Origin of the sequence: Xanthomonas sp. SHU 166, assembly GCF_000364685.1 — a bacterium.
GTDB classification, from domain to species: Bacteria; Pseudomonadota; Gammaproteobacteria; order Xanthomonadales; family Xanthomonadaceae; genus Xanthomonas_A; species Xanthomonas_A sontii.
Map to the genome: position 1 here is coordinate 1 of NZ_AQOJ01000906.1, position 1354 is coordinate 1354.

The window sequence follows — 1354 nt, forward strand, 5'->3', positions numbered from 1 at the left end:
ATCCCGTCGGTCATGCCGTTGCCGGTGTAGATGCCGCGGATCTTGAACAGCGGCGCGCGCAACGGATTTTCGATCTGCTGCACGCTGGCCACGTTGCGCAGGGCGTCGGCGACGGTACGCACCTGTTGCGAGGCCAGCAGATGCGGAGCGACCACGTTCACCGACTGCGGCACGGCGATGGAATCGGCGGCGTAACGCAGCGCGTCGCTGGCATAGGCTGGCACGTCGCCCATGGCGTGCTCGGTCAGCGCCGCGGCGTCGACCTGTTCCAGCAGCTTGGCTGGCGCGCCGGCGCGGTGCGCATCGGCGACATCCGCAGGATCGACCGGCGCCGTGGCGGCGGGGGTGACCGCCACCGTGTTCGCATCGAGCATGCGGTACGCGAGGCCACTCGATTGCAGCAGGCGTTGCAGCGCCGCGTCCGGGGTGAACATGCCTTGCAGCCCGTCGCTGCGCATCCCGGCCAGGGTCGGGCTGGCGGTCAGCACCTGCATGTTGGCCTGCTTGCCGTACGCGATCAGCGCCGTGGACAGCGCCTGCGGCGGGATCGAGAACCCGATCTGCCGTGCGTCGGGCGCGAGTGGCACGGCGAGGGCAGGGGGGCAGGGTGCGAGCTGCAATGCCAGGCTGCCGCAGATGATCAGTCGCCTCAGCCCACGCACTGCCCGTCGCCCCCCAGCGGAAGCGCGAATTATGCCACGCGCGGCGACGTCGACTCGGGGCGCCCGTCGTCCCTAAGCCCGGGCGGCGCGCGGTATCGCCTAACGGCGGCTCAGCACGATCTCGTCCTTGCCCTGGCGCACCCGCAGCGGGAACACCTGCGGCAAGGCCTCGATCCACTGCGCGGTCGCCTGCGTGTCGACGGTGCCGGTGAAGCTCAGTCGTCCAAGCGCCGGGTCGTCCAGGCGCAGTGGCCGGTCGCTGTAGCGGTTGACCCGCGCGATCACCGTGTCCAGCGGCGTATCGACGAACTCCAGCCGGTGATCGCGCCAGGCGGTGGCCTGCGCCACGTCGATCTGGCTGACCTGCAGCGCGGGCTTGGCCGGATCGTAGGACACGCGCTGTCCGGCCACCGCTTCCAGCCCGCCGCTGCCGTCGGCCGGCACCTGGCCGGCGCCGTAAATGCGGACCCGGCCTTCGGTGACAGCGACTTCGACGCGTTCGCCGTCGCGGCTGACGTCGAAGGCGGTGCCCACGTCCAGGATCGACACGCCGCCGGCGTCGACCACGAACGGGCGCCCGGCGTGGTGCGCCACGTCGAAGAAGGCCTCGCCGGCGATCAGCTCCACGTGGCGCTGCGCGGCGCTGAAGCGGGTGCTCAGCCGCGAGGCGCCGCCGAGCGCGATTTTCGAGC

The 1354-nt window shown here is 71.3% G+C and carries 2 protein-coding genes; both read right to left on the reverse strand.

Annotated features, from left to right (window positions below; translation table 11 throughout):
* A partial coding sequence (locus tag D180_RS20360) for a secretin and TonB N-terminal domain-containing protein (RefSeq protein ID WP_043091455.1) occupies positions 1–587 on the reverse strand: 587 nt, incomplete at its 3' end.
* Between the two features lie 174 nt (positions 588–761).
* Positions 762–1354: FecR domain-containing protein (locus D180_RS20365; RefSeq protein ID WP_017914220.1), on the reverse strand; the 593-nt coding region annotated here is incomplete at its 5' end.